The following is a 19,148-nucleotide window of genomic DNA, read 5'->3' on the forward strand; positions in this document are numbered from 1 at the left end:
ATTAAACAGCAAAACAAAATAATATAGGTAGAAAATATACTTATAAAAATAGGCTGCCCTTTTTGAGGACAGCCTATTTTTATTTATTGCTATTGTTGTGGTCTATTGTAAGTAATATATATAACCCACATTAAGCCATACTAACCAGTCATTAGCTTTGTTTTCTTTATAAATAGCAGGGTTTGGATTTAAACCATCTACCCAGTTAGAAAAATAATATTGAAATCGTAAGTCAATCATTAAATCACGTAAAGGAGTTAATTTATATCGTGTTCCTACACTTGAAACTACTGACCAAACTGTACCTCCTTCATTTGAAAACCCATAGGGACGATTGTCAGTAGGAGTTAAGTATTTAGGGAAAGTAGTTAATGGTGTTCCTAAAGGACCTAATGTGGAAGAGGCCGTAGCATTGTAATAACTGAATTGACCTCCAAGACTTATAAATGGACCTAGACTACCTATTCTAGAAGTGAAATCTCGAATACTAAAAGGGAAATATTCCAGTTGCATACCAATGTTTGTTACAGCGGTGCTACCTCTCATTGCTCTTAATTGATCAGCACCAAGTGAAGTTCTGTCAGGGCTTACCCATTCTCCAAAATGTTTTAACTCGGTTTTATTGTATGACAATTCACTCCTAAGCTTGAAATGATCGTTAAAATAGGTTTCGGGAGTATAACAGTTACAAGATGCCTTGTAAGAAAAGTTGATATAATGAATAATACCTATACCCAAACCCGTATTTCCAGCATTTGTAGTTAAATTATAACGTTCCCCGTAGTCAGATTGAAAAGCTACTGGACCAGCTATAACTCCTACTTCATGCGAAAAGCCAAATTGAGCATTTGAGCTGTTTGAAAAGCCCAATAAAATCAATAGAGTTAAGGTTATTTGTTTAAGCATTTTTTAGTTAAAATTTCAAGTCTTGACAAATATATAAAAAACATCATTCAACCTTTGAAATTAAAATTAAAAATAAGTAATTAAATTCCTAAAATGGCTAAGAAAAAAGCAACGTTTTCGTTTAAACTACAACTTCAAAAGCTGAATTCTTCAAGAATGATTAATAAAAAGATAAATCGATAAAACATACTTAATAATTAATTTGAAATAGTCGCATTAAATGTATATTTGTACACTCTAACGAAAACGTTTTCTTAAACGTTAATAATCTAATAATCATGTCACAAAGTATTTCTACTTTTATTGAAGAGGTTACTAAAAAAAACCCAAACGAACCGGAATTCTTGCAAGCAGTTTTGGAAGTTGCTGAAACTGTGATTCCTTTTATCGAAGAAAATAAAAAATACCAAAACAAAATGCTTTTGGAAAGAATGGTCGAATCTGATCGTATCATTATGTTTCGTGTAGCTTGGATTGATGATAAAGGCGCTACTCAAGTAAATAGAGGATACCGTATTCAAATGAATTCAGCTATCGGACCGTATAAAGGTGGACTGCGTTTTCACCCTTCAGTAAATTTAAGTATTTTAAAATTTTTAGCTTTCGAACAAACATTTAAAAATAGCTTAACTACTTTGCCAATGGGTGGAGGAAAAGGTGGAGCAGATTTTGATCCAAAAGGAAAATCAGATAATGAAGTAATGCGTTTTTGTCAAAGCTTCATGACGGAATTATCTAAACATATTGGTGCTAACACGGATGTTCCTGCGGGAGATATTGGAGTTGGAGGAAGAGAAGTAGGTTATTTATTTGGTCAATATAAAAGACTAAGAAATGAATTTACGGGTGTTTTAACTGGAAAAGGAATTTCTTTTGGAGGTTCTTTAATTAGACCTGAAGCAACTGGATACGGAGCAGTTTATTTTGCTCAAAGTATGTTAGAAACAAAAGGAAATAGTTTTGCAGGTAAAACAGTTGTTGTTTCTGGTTCTGGAAACGTGGCGCAATATGCTACTGAAAAAGCAACTCAATTAGGTGGTAAAGTGGTGACTATGTCAGACTCTGCTGGATATATTTACGATGCTGATGGTATCGATGCAGAGAAATTAGCCTATGTAATGGAGATTAAAAATGAATTAAGAGGTAGAATTAGTGACTATGTTGCTAAATATCCAAAAGCTAAATATTTCGCAGGGAAACGCCCATGGGAAGTAAAATGTGATATTGCTTTACCATGTGCTACTCAAAATGAGTTAAACGAAGACGAAGCAAAAACACTTGTTGCAAACGGATGTCTTTGTGTAGCTGAAGGGGCTAATATGCCAACAACACCAGAAGCAGTTCACGTAATCCAAAAAGCTAAATTGTTATTTGCTCCAGGAAAAGCGTCTAATGCTGGTGGAGTAGCTACTTCAGGTTTAGAAATGTCTCAAAATTCATTGAGATTGAGCTGGAGTTCTGAAGAAGTAGATGATAAACTAAAAGGGATTATGTTAAATATTCATGCTTCATGCGTTAAGTATGGTTCTGATGGTAATGGATATGTTGACTATGTAAAAGGAGCAAACATTGCTGGATTTGTAAAAGTAGCTGATGCTATGCTAGCTCAAGGGGTGGTTTAAGTCTTTTTCAAATAATAGATTAAAGCCTTCTAGCCAAATTTTGGTTGGAAGGCTTTTTTTTTGATCCCAACAAAAAACGAATACTTTCGTTTGTGCTATATTTGTGAATCAATTGCAATCCAAAGAATGAAAAAAAACGTTTTACTATTGCTGTTACTCTTGCTAATGCAAATGACATTTGCTCAAAACAATTTGTCATGGCAGGGCTATTTTTCATACAATGAAATTAAAGATGTATCGGCTTCTTCAAATACTATTTTTGCCGCTTCTGAAAATGCACTTTTTTCCAGAAATACTAGCACGAACTTAATTAAAACTACAAACACTGTCGACGGACTCTCGGGTCAAACCATAAGCGCACTGTATTATAGTTCACAATTCAATAAATCAATTGTAGGTTATGAAAACGGTTTACTCATTGTAATTAACGAAGCCGATGGGAGCATGTTAAATGTGGTTGATATTATTAACAAGCAACTTCCTGCCAGCACGAAAAGAGTCAATCATTTTATGGAGTATGAAGGGGTTGTTTATGTTTCTTGTGATTTTGGAATCGTACAATTTAATTTAGAAACGATGCTTTTTGGAGATACTTATTTTATTGGAGATAATGGTGCCGAAATAATTGTTTCACAAACTGCAATTTACAATGGGTTTATCTATGCGTCTACAAATAGTGGGATTCGAAGAGCCTTAATTGCTAATAAGAATTTGAATGATTATGCACAATGGCAACAAGTAGCTGGGGGGAATTGGACAAGTATTGAAACTTTTGACACGGAGTTAATCGCTATAAATTCTTCAGGGGATATTCATAAATACAATTCAAGTACCAATTCTTTTGTAAGTTTTATTGCTCTTTCTCAACCTGTTTTAGATATGAGGGCAAATGATTCTTATCTAATTGTAACCACAAGCAATAGCATATTTATTTATAATAAACAGTTAGTACTAGTACGTCAAATCAATAGCAATCAAATTCCGGGTACTAGCCCTATTTTTAGTTGCGCTACCAGTATCGAGGATGTAATTTATATTGGAACAAAACAAAATGGATTGTATACAACAGTAATTACAGCTACTGATTTTGAGAATATAACACCAATGGGGCCACTACGGAATAGTATTTTTTCACTTCAAGCAACTCCAAATCTTTTTTGGGCTGTATATGGGGATTATACGGTAGATTATAATCCGTATCCATTAGACAATTATGGAGTGAGTAAATTTTCGTCCTCGGGTTGGTTAAATATTCCGTATGATGCCGTATTGGGAGCAAAATCAATAAGCAGGGTGACTATTAATCCAAGTAATGAAAATGATGTGTTCGCTAGTTCTTTCTTTTCGGGATTGTTGAAAATTGAAAATGATGTGCCTACTTTTTTATATAACCAAACGAATAGTGGTTTAGAAACATTAACCTTTGCTGGAGCTAATTATTTTGATGTTAGAATTAATGGAGCAGCTTTTGATAAATCAGGTAATCTATGGGTTACTAACAGTAGGGTTAAAAACGGTTTAAAAGTTTTAGGAACCAATGGGCAATGGCAAAGCTTTTCAATGGATAATATTTTAGATGCTAGTCAAGACAATAGTTTTGGTAGAATGGTGATTGATCGCAATGGAACAAAATGGATGACGACAAATCGAGATGGAGTTATAGCATTTAATGAAAGTAATAATACATTTAAGAAAATTACTTTTGGACCAGATACGGGTAATTTGCCCATTTCGGATGTGCGAGCTGTAGCCGTTGACAATAGAAACCAACTTTGGATAGGAACGACAAAAGGACTTCGGGTATTATCTAATGTAGGTAATTTTCAAACCGACAATCAATTGACAACCAATTCCATTATTATATTGGATAATAACCTTGCTCAAGAATTGTTGTATGAGCAGTTTATAACTGATATTGTAGTAGATGGCGCTAATAATAAATGGATAGGAACTGCAGATTCGGGTGTGTTTATGGTGTCGCCAAATGGTCAAGAAACCAAATATCATTTTACCATAAACAACTCACCATTACCAAGCAATGTGATTAATGATATTGATATAAATAGTGCAACAGGTGAAGTTTTTATAGCTACAGCCAAAGGATTGGTTTCTTTTAAAGGAGTTTCTACTGCTGCAAATGAAGATTTGACACAAGCGTATGTGTACCCCAATCCAGTTCGGCCAGAATATCAAGGAACAGTAAAAATTGCAGGTTTGCTTAATAAAGCAAATATTAAAATCACTGATATAGAAGGCAATCTTGTTTATGAAACTACTTCAGAAGGGGGTACGATTGAATGGGATACCACTGCATTTGGAAAATATAAAGTAGCTTCGGGTGTGTATATGATTTTTATTTCGGCACAAGACGGGGTAGAAACCAAAGTTAAGAAAGTAATGATAATCAGATAATTAGTTTTTAGTTTACATTTTGGTCATTAACTACAATCCCAAACTTTAAACTTTAAACTTTAAACAAAAATAATGCTCGTAAAAACCAAAGCCATTGTCATTTCGTCGATAAAATTTCAAGAAAAAAGCTTGATTGTGAAATGCTTTACGCAATCGCATGGTTTGAAATCCTATTTTGTTCGGGATGCTTTTTCGGGTAGAAAATCAAATCAAAAAATCGCCTATTTTCAACCGCTTTCTATTCTAGAAATTGAAGCAGTACATAAGAACAAAGGCACTTTGGAAAACTTCAAAGAAATTAAGTTAAGCACGCCATTTACAAGCATTCATACAGATATTTATAAAAGTACCATCGTTATTTTTATTTCCGAAATATTGTACCATTCCATTCATGAAGAGGAAAAAAACGAATCGCTTTTCAGCTTTCTGGAAGCGGCTTTGCTTTGGCTGGATCATCATGATGAAATAGCTAATTTTCATTTAATTCTAATGCTAGAAGCTACAAAATACCTTGGGTTTTACCCTGATATTTCTGATATAGATATGCCTTTTTTTGATGTAAACGAAGGTGTTTTTTCTCCTTTTCATGCGGTCAGTTCATTGACAGAGCATGAAACCAATTTGTTTAAAAAACTAATTGATTTGCGATTAGATAACGATCAAAAAGTCTTCCATATAATCGAACGCCAAATTGTGCTGAAAATACTTATTGAATACTACAGTTACCATCTTGACGGTTTCAAAAGACCAAAATCGTTAGAGGTATTAAAGGAAGTTTTTTCTTAAATTAAAGGAAGTTTTTAGACTTTAACCCAAGTGTATAAACAAAATTCATGTCAATTCGTGAAATTTGTGTTTAATTATTCAAAATTCCTTACTTTCGCACTTCGATTAAAGAAAAGGATAAAATGAGCACAAAATTTACTGAATACAAAGGACTTGACTTGCCAACAGTAGCGTCAGAAGTACTTGATTTTTGGAAGAAAGAAAACATATTTGAGAAAAGTGTAACTACCCGTGAGGGAAGTACACCATACGTATTTTTTGAAGGGCCACCTTCTGCAAATGGATTACCTGGAATTCATCACGTAATGGCTCGTGCCATTAAAGATATTTTTTGTAGATATAAAACTCAAAAAGGGTTTCAAGTAAAGCGTAAAGCGGGCTGGGATACTCATGGATTGCCTGTAGAATTAGGAACTGAGAAAGAACTCGGAATTACAAAAGAAGATATAGGAAAGAAAATTTCTATCGAAGAATATAACGAGGCGTGTAAAAAAACCGTGATGCGTTATACAGACGTATGGAATGATTTAACCGAAAAAATGGGGTACTGGGTAGATATGGAAGATCCGTATGTGACTTACAAACCCAAATATATGGAGACGGTTTGGTGGATTTTGAAACAAATCTATAATAAAGATTTGATGTACAAAGGGTACACAATCCAGCCGTATTCTCCAAAAGCAGGAACAGGATTGAGTTCTCACGAAGTGAACCAGCCAGGAAGTTATAGAGATGTAACGGATACGACTGTTGTAGCTCAATTCAAGGCAATTAATGATACCTTGCCAGCTGCTTGGCAAGAAATTGGCGAGATTCTTATCTTGGCTTGGACAACAACTCCTTGGACATTGCCTTCAAATACGGCGCTGACTGTAGGTCCTAAAATTGATTATGTTGTTGTAAAAACATTCAACCAATATACTTTTTTACCAACGAATGTAGTTTTAGCCAAAAACTTAGTTGGAAAACAATTTGGGAAAGGGTTTTTCGCTAGTGAAGAAGTAGCCGACTTTGAGAACTTCAAAGCAGGAGACAAGAAAATACCATTCCAAGTAATCGCTGAAGCAAAAGGAGCGGACTTAGTTGGAATCAAATACGAGCAATTAATGCCATTAGTGCTTCCGTATCAAAACCCTGAGAATGCATTTAGAGTTATTTCAGGAGATTTTGTAACCACAGAAGATGGAACAGGAATTGTACATACAGCGCCCACTTTTGGTGCTGATGATGCAAAAGTTGCTAAAGAAGCCACTCCAGAAATTCCGCCAATGTTAGTTTTAGATGCGGATGGAACACCAGTACCATTGGTAAACTTACAAGGAAAATTCATCGAGGGATTAGGTGATTATTCAGGTAAGTATGTTAAAAACGAATATTATAATGATGGTGAAGCTCCAGAACGTTCTATAGATGTTGAGATTGCCATTCAGTTAAAAGAAGAAAATAAAGCCTTCAAAGTAGAGAAATATGTGCACAGTTACCCACATTGTTGGAGAACAGATAAGCCTATTTTGTACTATCCACTAGATTCTTGGTTTATAAAAATCACCGAAGTTAGAGATAGAATGTTTGAATTGAACGAAACCATCAACTGGAAGCCAAAAGCAACAGGAGAAGGTCGTTTTGGGAATTGGTTAAAGAATGCCAATGACTGGAACTTATCGCGTTCAAGATATTGGGGGATTCCATTGCCTATCTGGAGAACGGAGGACAAACAAGAAGAAATTTTAATTGGTTCTGTTGAAGAATTATACAACGAAATAGAAAAATCAATCGCTGCTGGTTTCCAAAAAGAAAATCCTTTCAAAGGGTTTGAAATTGGTAATATGGACGAAAGTAACTATGATTTAATTGACTTACATAAAAATGTAGTTGATCAAATTACTTTGCTTTCTCCTTCTGGAAAACCAATGACGCGTGAAGCTGATTTGATAGATGTATGGTTTGACTCTGGTTCCATGCCGTATGCACAATGGCATTACCCTTTTGAAAACAAAGACAAAATTGATGAGAATAAAGATTTCCCTGCAGACTTTATTGCCGAAGGAGTCGATCAAACGCGTGGATGGTTTTATACTTTGCATGCTATTGCCACTTTGGTTTTTGATAAAGTCGCCTATAAAAATGTGGTTTCGAATGGTTTAGTATTAGACAAAAACGGACAAAAAATGTCTAAACGTCTAGGGAATGCTGCGGACCCATTTGAAACTTTATCAGAATATGGACCTGATGCTACTCGTTGGTATATGATCTCTAATGCAAACCCTTGGGATAACTTGAAGTTTGACTTAGAAGGAATTGCTGAGGTGCGCCGTAAGTTCTTTGGGACTTTATACAATACGTATTCTTTCTTTAGTTTGTATGCTAATATAGATGGGTTTAAATACGAGGAAGCCGAAATTCCAGTAAATGAAAGACCAGAAATTGATCAGTGGATTATATCTGAGTTGAATACTTTGATAAAAGAAGTAGATGGTTTCTATGCTGATTATGAACCTACAAAAGCAGCACGCGCTATATCAGAATTTGTTCAGGAAAATTTGAGTAACTGGTACGTTCGTTTATGTAGAAGACGTTTCTGGAAAGGAGAATATGCTCAAGACAAAATTGCGGCTTATCAAACGCTGTATACATGTTTATTGACGGTAAGTAAGCTTAGTGCTCCTATTGCTCCTTTCTTTATGGATAAGCTTTACAGAGACTTAACTTTAACAACACAATCAGAAAAGTATGACAGTGTACATTTGGCCCAGTTTCCAATTTCGGTTGAAAACTATGTTAATAAAATGTTAGAGAGTAAAATGCAGAAAGCACAGACCATTTCATCACTAGTTTTATCACTCCGTAAAAAGGAAATGATTAAGGTGCGTCAACCCTTGCAAAAGATAATGATTCCAGTACTTGACGAAGCACAAAGGCTTGAAATCGAGGCGGTTTCTGACCTTATAAAAGCGGAGGTAAATGTTAAAGAAATACTACTTTTGGATGATGCTTCGGGTGTCTTAGTAAAGCAAATTAAACCTAATTTTAAAACTTTAGGACCAAGATTTGGTAAAGATATGGGGTTGATTTCTAAGCAGATACAAGGGTTTTCGGCAGATGATATTAACAAGCTAGACAGTGAAGGTACCATAGATGTTGTTATTGGTGAAAAAAGCATAACTTTAACATTAGAAGATGTTGAGATTTCATCTCAAGATATTGAAGGTTGGTTGGTTGCTAATTCAAATGGAATCACGGTTGCGCTTGATATTGTTATCTCACCGGAATTGAAGAAAGAAGGAATAGCAAGAGAGTTAGTGAACAGAATTCAGAACATTAGAAAAGATTCTGGATTTGAAGTGACAGATAAAATAAAAGTACACTTACAGCAAAATGATGTTTTAAAAGAAGCTGTAGGCTCTAATGAAGAATATATAAAATCAGAAACCTTAACAGAAGAATTGGTTTTTGATGAAGAGATTGAAAATGGCATAGAAATTGAATTTGACGAGATAAAAACAAAAATAAAAATTACTAAATAATTAGGATATGGTAGATGCACCAACAAGATACTCTGACGCTGATTTAGCAGAGTTCAAAGAAATAATTCTAAATAAAATTAACAAAGCGCAAGCTGATTTAGATTTGATAAAGAGCGCCTACATGAATGATTTAAATAACGGTACAGATGATACGTCTCCAACATTTAAAGCATTTGAAGAAGGAAGCGAAACCATGTCTAAAGAAGCCAACTCACAATTAGCGATTCGTCAAGAAAAGTTTATTCGTGATTTGAAAAATGCTTTATTCCGTGTGGAAAACAAAACCTATGGATTGTGTAAGGTAACAGGTAAACTAATTAGTAAAGAAAGACTAAAAATTGTTCCTCACGCAACGATGAGTATTGAAGCTAAAAATCTACAACGATAAGCGCTTTTTCAATTTAAATATTTAACGCTCCATTGGGAGCGTTTTTTTTGATAAAATTATTACTTTTACGCCACTTAAAAATTAAAAAATGTCATTACGAAAAGCGTATCTACTTATCTTCATTGTATTAATCGTTGATCAAGTTTCGAAAATATTTGTAAAAACTAATTTTGTATTAGGGGAAGAAGTAGAAGTTTTTAATTGGTTTAAAATTCTTTTTATTGAAAATGAAGGAATGGCTTGGGGGACAAAAATACCCGGAGCATATGGTAAGTTATTCCTTACCCTTTTTAGACTAGTCGCTGTGGGCGGGATTGGATATTGGTTGTGGGACTCTGTAGAGCGAAAACACAGTTCTAATTACTTAATTATAGCCATTGCCTTAATTTTGGCAGGTGCCTTTGGTAATATTATTGATTCTGTTTTTTACGGTGTTATTTTTGACGATAGTAACGCACAATTAGCTACACTATTTTCTGAAAAGCCCTATGGAACATGGTTTCACGGTCAAGTAGTGGATATGTTTTACTTCCCATTTTGGCATGGAAGTTTACCAAGCTGGATTCCTGTTTGGGGCGGAAGAGATTTTACTTTCTTTAATGCTATTTTTAATGTTGCTGATATGGCAATATCAACTGGAGTAGGGATATTGATTTTTTTCAATAAAAAAGCGTTTCACCATAAATTAGATTAATTCTTCAACGAATAATTTGCAAAATAAAAAACAAAGACCCATTCAGTATATTTGAATAGGTCTTTGTTTTTTATTAGATTTATTTGTTGTGTCCTGGTGCATAACGTTTAGCGCTTTTTCCACCATATATTTTTTTAGCTTGACCTGGCGGAAGTTTTTTGGCTTTATAAGTAGATCTGCTGGTTCTGGTTTGAATGCTGCAGCTTGATATTGAAGCAGTAAATACAATAACCATAAAGGTTAAAGCAAATCTTGAGTATTTAAATGTTTTCATAACTGAATTAGATTTTATCTGATGCGAAAGTACGAATTCAATTTTAAAAAGTGTGAAAAGAATTTGGTGTCACGCAATAATCTAATTTCACATCACCCTCAAAGATATCAGTAATTAATTCTTCGGGTTCAAAGAATGAGAGTCCAATTTTGATTACATCTAGTTTGCAGTCCGAAAGAAACTTGTCATAAAAACCTTTACCATATCCCACTCTATTTCCTTTAATGTCATAAGCCAAAAGAGGAATGAAAACAACGTCAATTTTTTTTGAAGGTACTTCAATACCATCAATTGGTTCTGGAATATTGTATTCGTTTTTCTTTATTTTTGTGTTATCAGTAAGTAAAAAGTGGGTCATTTCTCTTGTCGTAAAATCAGATTTTGAAATAATAATTTCTTTATCTTTCCCTGAAAGAAGATGTAAGATCAATTCAGTATCGACCTCTTTGTGTTCTACAATAGAAAGAAAAATATGGAAATACGTTTTCTCCCAAATGGGGAGTGCTAATAGTCTATTGGCAATAGCTAAACTCATCTCCTCAATTTCTATCTCACTAAGATTTTGTCTTAACTTTTTATACTTAGTTCGTAATTCTTTTTTATTACTTTCCATCACCAATAGTTTTAGAAATATGATAAATTGCATCCCCTTGATATACAATAGGTGAATGATTGGCATTTATTATGTAACCGTCATTGGGTGCTTTTACTTTGCGTTCAAATTTTCCAAATGGATCAGTAATTGTAGCTAAGACAGTTCCTTTTTTTACAAATGAACCAATATAACCACTATCATGTAATAAACCAGAACACTTGGCTCTTATCCAAGCCGATTTTTCAATATAAATGGTATTCTTCTCTTGTTTTTCAATACTATGTTTGGGGTCCAGCATGTTTAAATGTGACAAAATTCGTTTTACTCCATCAATTCCAGCATCAGCGATTGATTCGTTAATGTCCAGTGATTTTCCACCTTCAAAAAGCAGCATTTTTACGTTTAGCTTCGAACTTGAATTTCTAAAGGAACCAGCAATATTTTTTGAGTATAAGGTAAATGGTGCATTAAAAACATCGGCCAATATTTTTAATTCTGTATTATTTGGTGCAAGTCGTATTTGTGGGGCGTTAAATCGGCTTGCGCCTCCAGCGTGAAAATCTACAGCATAATCAACTAATGGCATTATTTCTGTTAGAATATGATAGGCAAATCGACTCGCTAAAGATCCTTTTTTACTTCCAGGGAAAACTCGATTTAAGTCTCTACCATCAGGAAATTGACGGGACATGTTTACAAATCCAAACATGTTGATTATAGGAATACAGATAACAGTTCCTGTTTTAGGCTTATTGATTTTTTTTGTAATTATTTGGCGAACAATTTCTACTCCATTGATTTCATCGCCATGTATCCCAGCTGAAAAAAGGACAATAGGACCGTCAATTTTTGATCGCGAAACAATAATTGGAATTTTAAGTTTTGCCGTATTATGCAGTTTTGCGATTTCCATGTCAATGGTTTTGCTTTCGCCTGGTAAAATAGATTCTCCTAAAATTGTTATTGTTTTTGTGCTTCTCATATTTAATAAAAAAGCTAAATGTAGAGATTATTATTTGGAATTCGTAAATTTGAAATGAATTCAAGAATTAACTTCAAATTAATACAATCACAATAGGTCAATATGTACCACTGTGTATCTTTGTGAAATAATAATACAATGCAAAACCCAACGCTAGATCTTCAAATACAAACATTACCTGATAGCCCTGGAGTTTATCAATATTATGATAAAGAGGGAAAAATATTGTATGTAGGAAAAGCTAAGAATTTAAAGAAAAGAGTTTCATCCTATTTTAATAAAATTCATGATACTGCAAAAACGAATGTGCTTGTCAAGAAAATTGTCACGATAAAACACATAGTAGTTCCTACGGAAACCGATGCGCTTTTATTAGAAAACAACTTGATAAAAACGTTACAGCCCAGATATAATGTGTTGTTACGGGATGATAAAAGTTATCCTTGGTTGTGTATTAAGAAAGAACCTTTCTCGCGGATTTTTGCTACTAGAAGAATGGTTAAAGATGGTTCGGAATATTTTGGTCCCTACACTAGTTTCAAGACTGTCAATACTATTTTAGAATTGATAAAGGAGTTGTATCCCTTACGTACTTGCAATTTTGATTTAAGTAAGTCCAATATAGAAAGTGGTAAATTCAAAGTTTGTCTGGAATATCATATTGGAAACTGTAAAGGACCTTGCGAGGGGCATGAATCTCTCGAAGTCTATCAAAAACAAGTGGATGCTATTCGTGAAATTCTAAAAGGGAATTTTAAGGAAAGCATGAAAGACTTTAAAAAAGTAATGACGGACTTGGCACAGAACATGCATTTTGAAGAAGCGCAGAAAATAAAAGAAAAAATAGAAGTACTCGAGAATTACCAATCGCGCTCTACTATTGTGAATCCAAAAATCACGAATATTGATGTATTCTCCATTGTTTCTGATGAAGCAGCAGCCTATGTCAACTTTTTACAAATTTCTCATGGCTCGATTATTCGTTCACATACCATGGAAATTAAGAAGAAACTTGAAGAAACCGATGAAGAATTATTAGAGCTGGCAATTATTGAGCTTAGAGAGCGATTTCAATTGCTGTCCAAAGAAGTATTGGTGCCATTTGAAGTTGATTTAGGAGAAAATATAAAAGTTACTGTGCCACAGCTTGGAGATAAAAAGCAAATTCTAGACCTTTCTATCCGCAATGCAAAATTTTACAGAATTGAGCAGCTAAAACAATTGCAAATTGTAGACCCGGACCGTCATGCCAATAGAATAATGGCGCAAATGCAAAAAGATTTACGATTGCCTGTGGAGCCAAGGCATATTGAATGTTTTGATAACTCAAATATTCAGGGAACAAATCCTGTTTCGGCTTGTGTAGTTTTTAAAGACGGGAAGGCAAGTAAGAAAGATTACCGCCATTTTAATATAAAAACAGTTGAAGGTCCAGATGATTTTGCATCGATGACTGAAGTGGTGTATAGACGGTACAAACGATTACTAGAAGAGGAAGAGCCGCTGCCGCAATTGATTATTATTGATGGAGGGAAAGGGCAGCTTTCTGCAGCGCTTAAGAGCATTGATGATTTGGGATTGCGCGGGAAGATTGCGATAATAGGAATTGCAAAACGTCTTGAAGAATTGTTTTACCCAGGAGATTCAGTGCCTTTATATTTAGATAAAAAATCTGAAACTTTAAAAGTAATACAACAATTAAGAAATGAAGCGCATCGATTTGGGATTACGCATCATAGAGACAAAAGAAGTAAAGCAGCATTAAATTCATCTATAGAATCAATTCCTGGAATTGGAGAAAAAACGATGTTAGCATTGATTCAACAGTTTAAAAGTGTAAAAAGATTAAAAATAGCAACAGAAAAAGAAATTTCTGACGTTATAGGAGTATCAAAAGCAAAAAAAATTGTCGACTTTTACAAATCTGTAACGAAATGATGGTAAGATAGATACAAAGCAAAATAATTTATGAAAAAATATATTCTTTTAATCTCCCTATTTTTTACAAGTTTTATATTGCTTTCCCAAGTCCAAAACAAACCTAAAGTAGGCTTGGTGTTAAGTGGCGGTGGTGCCAAAGGATTTGCTCATATAGGTGTTTTGAAAGTACTGGAAGAAGCAGGTGTTAAAATTGATTATATTGGAGGAACAAGTATGGGCTCAGTAGTTGGGGGATTGTATGCTTCAGGTTATACAGCATCACAAATAGATTCTATATTTCAATCCACTAATTTTGATGAATTAATAAATGATTTCATTCCTAGGTCTTCTAAAAATTTTTATGAAAAAAGGAATGATGAGTTATATGCATTAGTCTTGCCTTTTGATAAATTTAAAATTGGTATACCGGAAGCGCTTTCTAAAGGGATGTACAATTTTAACTTATTAAGCAGTTTGACTAGAAACGTAAGGCATGTAAGAGATTTTAATAAATTACCAACTCCATTTTTATGTATAGGTTCTAATATAGAAACAGGGAAACAAGTAATTTTAGATAAAGGGAATTTGGCGCAAGCGATGATTGCCAGTTCTGCATTTCCATCTTTGTTTTCTCCAGTTGAAATTGACGGAGCGCTTCTGGTGGACGGAGGAGTTACTAATAACTATCCAATTGATGAAATTCGAAAATTGGGTGCTGATATCATAATTGGGGTGGATGTTCAAGATGATTTAAGGGACAGAAACTCGCTTAAAGATGCTACAAAAATTTTAGTTCAAATTACCAATCTTCATTCGATAGAAAAAATGAAAAGTAATATTGAAAAAACGGACATTTATATAAAGCCTGATATAAAAGACTATGGTGTGATATCATTTGATAAAGGAAAAGAGATAATTAAAAAAGGAGAAGATGCTACTTTTTCAGTTTATGAAAAGATAAAAGTGTTGGGGGAGGGCTCAAATTATTACAGTAAACCTAAATTAAAAATTCAATCGGACAGTTTACAATTAAAGAATATAAATTGTAATGAATTAGATAATTTTACAAAAGAATATGTTTTAGGGAAGTTGCGTTTCAAACCAGGTTCAAAAATAACATACCAACAACTAGAAAAAGGAATAAACAACATTAATGCGACTAATAACTTTAGTGTTATAAACTATACATTAAATTCCAATGCTGGAGATGATGATTTAGACCTTAATTTAAAAGAAAACCCAATAAAATCTTATTTGAAATTTGGTTTACATTACGATGATTTATTTAAAAGTGGAGTTTTGGTAAATTTCACTCGCAAAAAAACTTTTTTTAAAAATGACATTGCTTCATTAGATATTGTTTTAGGGGATAATTTTCGATATAATTTTGATTATTATATCGAAAATGGATACAATCTAAGTTTGGGGTTTAAGTCTAATTTCAATCAATTTAGTCGAAACATACCAAGTGAGGTCAGTGGTTTGGATTATGGTGCTTTGGGAGTAAATTCAATCTTTGTCGATTTTTCGGATTTGACAAGCCAAGCTTATTTTCAATCCCTGTTTGTTCAAAAATTTTTAATAGGTGCTGGAGTTGAGTATAAATATTTAAAAATTAAGTCGGAAACCTTAGCAAATACGGATCCTATAATTGACAAAAGTAGTTATCTGAGTGTTTTTGGATATATGAAATACGATACTTTTGACAACAAAGACTTTCCGAAAAAAGGGTTGTATTTTTCGGGAGATATTCAGTCCTATTTCTTGTCATCAAATTATACGGGAAAGTTTAATCCTTTCTCTATTGCCAAAGCTGATTTTGGTGTAGCTGCCACATTATTCAAACATGCCACAATAAAAATTCAATCCGAAGCAGGTTTTTCATTTGGTAATGAGAGTGTCCCTTATTTCAATTTTGTATTAGGAGGGTATGGTTTCAATACCATTAATAATTTTAGACCGTTTTATGGTTATGATTTTTTAAGTATAGCGGGCAATAGCTATATAAAAACAACAGGAACGGTTGATTATGAGTTTTATAAAAAAAACCATTTGAATTTTTCGGCTAATTTTGCCAATTTGGGCAGTAATATTTTTGAAACAGTTGATTGGATATCAGTTCCTAAATATTCGGGTTACGCAGTAGGATACGGTTTAGAAACTATTGTTGGTCCTTTAGAAATTAAATATTCATGGTCACCAGAAAACGCAAAAGGGTATACTTGGTTTAGCATCGGATTTTTATTTTAAATTCAATCTATTTCATTAAAAATTCCGATATTTGTTATAATGAAAACAAAATGGACAGGTTTATTAGAATATCTTCAATTCCTTATCAAGAGAAATCCTGAATAAGTCACTATTTTTTGATTTAGAATAACGAATAGCAAAGCCTACTCGCTTTATTAGTTACACTTTAAAACAAAAAAATCATGCCATTATATCATAAATTAGGGGTTTTCCCTCAAAAAAGGCACACTCAATTTGAAAAGCCAAATGGAGGTTTGTACTACGAACAGCTCTTTGGTACTGAAGGGTTCCATGGAAACTCTTCATTGCTATATCATGTCCATAGGCCAACACAGGTAAAGGAAATCAATAAGTCCTACTCAGTTGAACCTAAAATTGCTATTGGGAAAAACATAAAATCATTATTGCTTAAAGGGTTTGAATTAAAATCCGCAGATGATTTTTTAGACAGTCGCAAAGCCATGCTAGTCAATAAAGACTGTACAATTGGGCTTGCAGCACCTCGGAAATCATTGACAGACTATTTCTATAAAAATGCCGATGCTGATGAAATGATTTTCATTCATAAAGGAAAAGGAAAATTACGTACCATGATGGGGAATATCCCTTTTGAGTATGGAGATTACTTAATCATACCGCGCGGAATTATTTACCAGATTCAGTTTAACACAACAGACAATCGCTTGTTTTACGTCGAGTCGTTCGCCCCTTTTTATACGCCAAAACGATATAAAAATGAATCGGGACAACATTTGGAGCATTCGCCATTTTGCGAACGAGATTTTATTTTACCAAACGAGTTAGAGACACACGATGAAAAAGGAGATTTTTTAATCAAAATCAAAAAAGAAGGAATGATGCATGAAGTAGTCTATGCTACGCATCCCTTTGATGTTGTGGGTTGGGACGGTTACAATTTTCCATACGGATTCAGTATTCATAACTTCGAGCCAATAACGGGTCGTGTTCATCAACCGCCACCAGTGCATCAAACGTTTGAAACTTCAACTTTTGTAGTATGTTCGTTTGTTCCTAGATTGTATGATTACCACCCAAAAGCAATTCCAGCGCCTTACAATCATAGTAACATTGATAGCGATGAGGTGTTGTATTACGTAGATGGTGATTTCATGAGCCGCAATAATATAGAACAAGGACACATCACATTGCACCCCAAAGGAATTCCCCACGGTCCAGCGCCAGGGGCCATGGAGCGTAGTATTGGTCACACAAGTACTGAGGAGTTAGCCGTTATGGTAGACACTTTTCGCCCACTGATGGTAACCGAAGAAGCTATGGGATTAGACGATGGGCAATATTATAAGTCGTGGGTGGAGTAGTTTAAGGAGCTATTTCCTGCTATCTGTTGCAATCTTTTTTTCGGTAAAAACCTCAAAAAAGGATTTCCACTACTATCAGGGCTAGGGCTTAAGTGCAAATAAATAACAATTTTCAAATCAATAAAATCTGTGTAAATCAATTTGATCCGCAACAGTTGGGTACTAAAAGTAGGTTTCACATAAAAAAATAAATACAATGGCAAAGGAAGTTAAATCAGTAGAATACGGGCTAGAAAAAATATTTGAAGGAGCGCAAGATTTCCTTCCATTATTAGGAACGGATTATGTAGAATTCTACGTAGGAAATGCAAAACAATCCGCACATTATTATAAAACCGCTTTTGGATATCAGTCCTTGGCGTATGCTGGATTAGAAACAGGAGTTAGAGATCGCACTTCTTATGTGTTAAAACAAGATAAGATTCGTATTGTACTTACTACACCGTTAACACAAGATTCTCCAATACATGAGCATTTGAGAAAACACGGAGATGGAGTAAAAGTTGCGGCACTTTGGGTTGAGGATGCTACAAGCGCATACGAAGAGACTATGAAACGTGGTGCACGCTCTTTTATGGAGCCTACTGTTGAGAAAGACGAACATGGAGAAGTAGTGCGCTCTGGAATTTATACCTATGGTGAAACCGTTCATATATTTGTAGAACGTAAAAACTATAATGGTGTTTTCTTACCAGGATATAAAGAATGGAAATCGGATTATAATCCAGAGCCAACAGGATTGAAATACATTGACCACATGGTAGGAAATGTGGGTTGGAACGAAATGAACACTTGGGTGAAGTTCTATGAAGAAGTAATGGGATTTGTAAATTTCCTTTCTTTTGATGACAAACAAATCAATACGGAATACTCTGCTTTGATGAGTAAAGTAATGTCTAATGGAAACGGAAGAATAAAATTCCCAATCAATGAGCCAGCCGAAGGAAAGAAAAAATCTCAAATCGAAGAGTATCTGGACTTTTATGGCGGACCTGGAATACAGCATATTGCCATCGCTACTGATGACATTATTAAAACGGTAAGCCAGTTAAAAACAAGAGGAGTAGAATTTTTATCGGCACCACCTCATACCTATTATGAAGCAATTCCGGAACGTTTGGGAGCGCATATGGGTATGATGAAAGAAGATATCAATGAAATTGAAAAATTAGCCATTATGGTTGATGCCGATGAAGATGGATATTTATTGCAAATTTTCACAAAACCAGTACAGGACAGGCCAACTTTATTTTTTGAAATTATTCAAAGAATGGGCGCTAAAGGTTTTGGAGCAGGTAACTTCAAAGCACTTTTTGAATCAATAGAACGTGAGCAACAATTGCGAGGAACGTTGTAAAATGCGATTTTTTTTGCATAATGTGAAAAAATAACTATTCAAACGAGTGTAATTTTGTCAATGTTTTGTTAAACTTTTTTTTTTGAATATAAAACTAA

The 19,148-nt window shown here is 34.1% G+C and carries 14 protein-coding genes; 10 read left to right on the top strand and 4 right to left on the bottom strand.

Annotated elements, in window-relative coordinates; genetic code table 11:
* Positions 1-102 precede the first annotated feature (102 nt).
* Positions 103-906 carry a glutamate dehydrogenase gene (locus tag AB3G34_RS15150; RefSeq protein WP_367772966.1) on the bottom strand — a complete coding sequence of 268 codons (804 nt, stop codon included), beginning with the start codon at positions 904-906 and terminating at the stop codon, positions 103-105.
* Positions 907-1,184: 278 nt separating this feature from the next.
* Here AB3G34_RS15150 and gdhA point away from each other — a divergent pair, with 278 nt between their 5' ends.
* The 6 genes from gdhA (at position 1,185) to AB3G34_RS15180 (ending at position 10,332) form a co-directional block, all read left to right on the top strand.
* On the top strand, positions 1,185-2,528 hold the full coding sequence (gdhA, locus tag AB3G34_RS15155; protein ID WP_367772967.1) for an NADP-specific glutamate dehydrogenase: 1,344 nt from the start codon (positions 1,185-1,187) through the stop codon (positions 2,526-2,528).
* Between the two features lie 126 nt (positions 2,529-2,654).
* Positions 2,655-4,940, top strand: coding sequence for a T9SS type A sorting domain-containing protein (locus AB3G34_RS15160; RefSeq protein ID WP_367772968.1), 2,286 nt, complete (start codon positions 2,655-2,657; stop codon positions 4,938-4,940).
* A gap of 72 nt (positions 4,941-5,012) precedes the next feature.
* Positions 5,013-5,726, top strand: a complete 714-nt coding sequence (recO, locus tag AB3G34_RS15165) for a DNA repair protein RecO (RefSeq protein WP_369752928.1) — start codon at positions 5,013-5,015, stop codon at positions 5,724-5,726.
* Positions 5,727-5,848: 122 nt separating this feature from the next.
* Positions 5,849-9,250 carry an isoleucine--tRNA ligase gene (ileS, locus tag AB3G34_RS15170; RefSeq protein WP_369752929.1) on the top strand — a complete coding sequence of 1,134 codons (3,402 nt, stop codon included), beginning with the start codon at positions 5,849-5,851 and terminating at the stop codon, positions 9,248-9,250.
* Positions 9,251-9,257: 7 nt separating this feature from the next.
* On the top strand, positions 9,258-9,638 hold the full coding sequence (locus tag AB3G34_RS15175) for a TraR/DksA family transcriptional regulator (protein WP_367756463.1): 381 nt from the start codon (positions 9,258-9,260) through the stop codon (positions 9,636-9,638).
* An 88-nt stretch (positions 9,639-9,726) separates the two neighbouring features.
* Positions 9,727-10,332, top strand: a complete 606-nt coding sequence (locus tag AB3G34_RS15180; RefSeq protein WP_367756465.1) for a lipoprotein signal peptidase — start codon at positions 9,727-9,729, stop codon at positions 10,330-10,332.
* 79 nt (positions 10,333-10,411) lie between these two features.
* On the opposite strand, the gene AB3G34_RS15185 is transcribed toward AB3G34_RS15180, so the two are convergent.
* Genes AB3G34_RS15185 through AB3G34_RS15195 form a run of 3 tightly spaced genes read right to left on the bottom strand, consistent with a single transcriptional unit; the run spans position 10,412 to position 12,183 of the window.
* Positions 10,412-10,606 (bottom strand): hypothetical protein, encoded by a 195-nt coding sequence (locus AB3G34_RS15185; protein ID WP_367756467.1) that lies wholly within the window; start codon positions 10,604-10,606, stop codon positions 10,412-10,414.
* A 43-nt stretch (positions 10,607-10,649) separates the two neighbouring features.
* Entirely contained in the window at positions 10,650-11,219 is a 570-nt protein-coding gene (locus AB3G34_RS15190; RefSeq protein WP_367772978.1) for a 5-formyltetrahydrofolate cyclo-ligase, read from the bottom strand.
* Positions 11,209-12,183: a succinylglutamate desuccinylase/aspartoacylase family protein gene (locus AB3G34_RS15195; RefSeq protein ID WP_367772980.1), complete on the bottom strand. Its 975-nt coding sequence runs from the start codon at positions 12,181-12,183 to the stop codon at positions 11,209-11,211. Before AB3G34_RS15195 ends, AB3G34_RS15190 begins: the two co-directional genes overlap by 11 nt.
* A 138-nt stretch (positions 12,184-12,321) precedes the next feature.
* On the opposite strand from AB3G34_RS15195, the gene uvrC reads away from it, so the two are divergent.
* From uvrC to hppD, 4 genes are all read left to right on the top strand, one after another.
* Complete coding sequence (gene uvrC / locus AB3G34_RS15200) at positions 12,322-14,121, top strand: excinuclease ABC subunit UvrC (protein ID WP_369752930.1); 1,800 nt, start codon at positions 12,322-12,324, stop codon at positions 14,119-14,121.
* A 30-nt stretch (positions 14,122-14,151) separates the two neighbouring features.
* Positions 14,152-16,353, top strand: a complete 2,202-nt coding sequence (locus AB3G34_RS15205) for a patatin-like phospholipase family protein (protein WP_367772983.1) — start codon at positions 14,152-14,154, stop codon at positions 16,351-16,353.
* A gap of 182 nt (positions 16,354-16,535) precedes the next feature.
* On the top strand, positions 16,536-17,693 hold the full coding sequence (locus AB3G34_RS15210; protein WP_367772985.1) for a homogentisate 1,2-dioxygenase: 1,158 nt from the start codon (positions 16,536-16,538) through the stop codon (positions 17,691-17,693).
* Positions 17,694-17,889: 196 nt separating this feature from the next.
* Entirely contained in the window at positions 17,890-19,050 is a 1,161-nt protein-coding gene (gene hppD / locus AB3G34_RS15215) for a 4-hydroxyphenylpyruvate dioxygenase (RefSeq protein WP_367772986.1), read from the top strand.
* The last annotated feature ends 98 nt before the right edge of the window (positions 19,051-19,148 follow it).

It is taken from the genome of Flavobacterium sp. WC2409 (assembly GCF_041200085.1).
Lineage (GTDB): Bacteria > Bacteroidota > Bacteroidia > Flavobacteriales > Flavobacteriaceae > Flavobacterium.

What these genes read in the sequence shown, in the direction of transcription:
- AB3G34_RS15150 (WP_367772966.1), bottom strand. Translation starts at nt 906, where the DNA reads ATGCTTAAACAAATAACCTTAACTCTATTGATTTTATTGGGCTTTTCA.
- gdhA (WP_367772967.1), top strand. Translation starts at nt 1,185, where the DNA reads ATGTCACAAAGTATTTCTACTTTTATTGAAGAGGTTACTAAAAAAAAC.
- AB3G34_RS15160 (WP_367772968.1), top strand. Translation starts at nt 2,655, where the DNA reads ATGAAAAAAAACGTTTTACTATTGCTGTTACTCTTGCTAATGCAAATG.
- recO (WP_369752928.1), top strand. Translation starts at nt 5,013, where the DNA reads ATGCTCGTAAAAACCAAAGCCATTGTCATTTCGTCGATAAAATTTCAA.
- ileS (WP_369752929.1), top strand. Translation starts at nt 5,849, where the DNA reads ATGAGCACAAAATTTACTGAATACAAAGGACTTGACTTGCCAACAGTA.
- AB3G34_RS15175 (WP_367756463.1), top strand. Translation starts at nt 9,258, where the DNA reads ATGGTAGATGCACCAACAAGATACTCTGACGCTGATTTAGCAGAGTTC.
- AB3G34_RS15180 (WP_367756465.1), top strand. Translation starts at nt 9,727, where the DNA reads ATGTCATTACGAAAAGCGTATCTACTTATCTTCATTGTATTAATCGTT.
- AB3G34_RS15185 (WP_367756467.1), bottom strand. Translation starts at nt 10,606, where the DNA reads ATGAAAACATTTAAATACTCAAGATTTGCTTTAACCTTTATGGTTATT.
- AB3G34_RS15190 (WP_367772978.1), bottom strand. Translation starts at nt 11,219, where the DNA reads ATGGAAAGTAATAAAAAAGAATTACGAACTAAGTATAAAAAGTTAAGA.
- AB3G34_RS15195 (WP_367772980.1), bottom strand. Translation starts at nt 12,183, where the DNA reads ATGAGAAGCACAAAAACAATAACAATTTTAGGAGAATCTATTTTACCA.
- uvrC (WP_369752930.1), top strand. Translation starts at nt 12,322, where the DNA reads ATGCAAAACCCAACGCTAGATCTTCAAATACAAACATTACCTGATAGC.
- AB3G34_RS15205 (WP_367772983.1), top strand. Translation starts at nt 14,152, where the DNA reads ATGAAAAAATATATTCTTTTAATCTCCCTATTTTTTACAAGTTTTATA.
- AB3G34_RS15210 (WP_367772985.1), top strand. Translation starts at nt 16,536, where the DNA reads ATGCCATTATATCATAAATTAGGGGTTTTCCCTCAAAAAAGGCACACT.
- hppD (WP_367772986.1), top strand. Translation starts at nt 17,890, where the DNA reads ATGGCAAAGGAAGTTAAATCAGTAGAATACGGGCTAGAAAAAATATTT.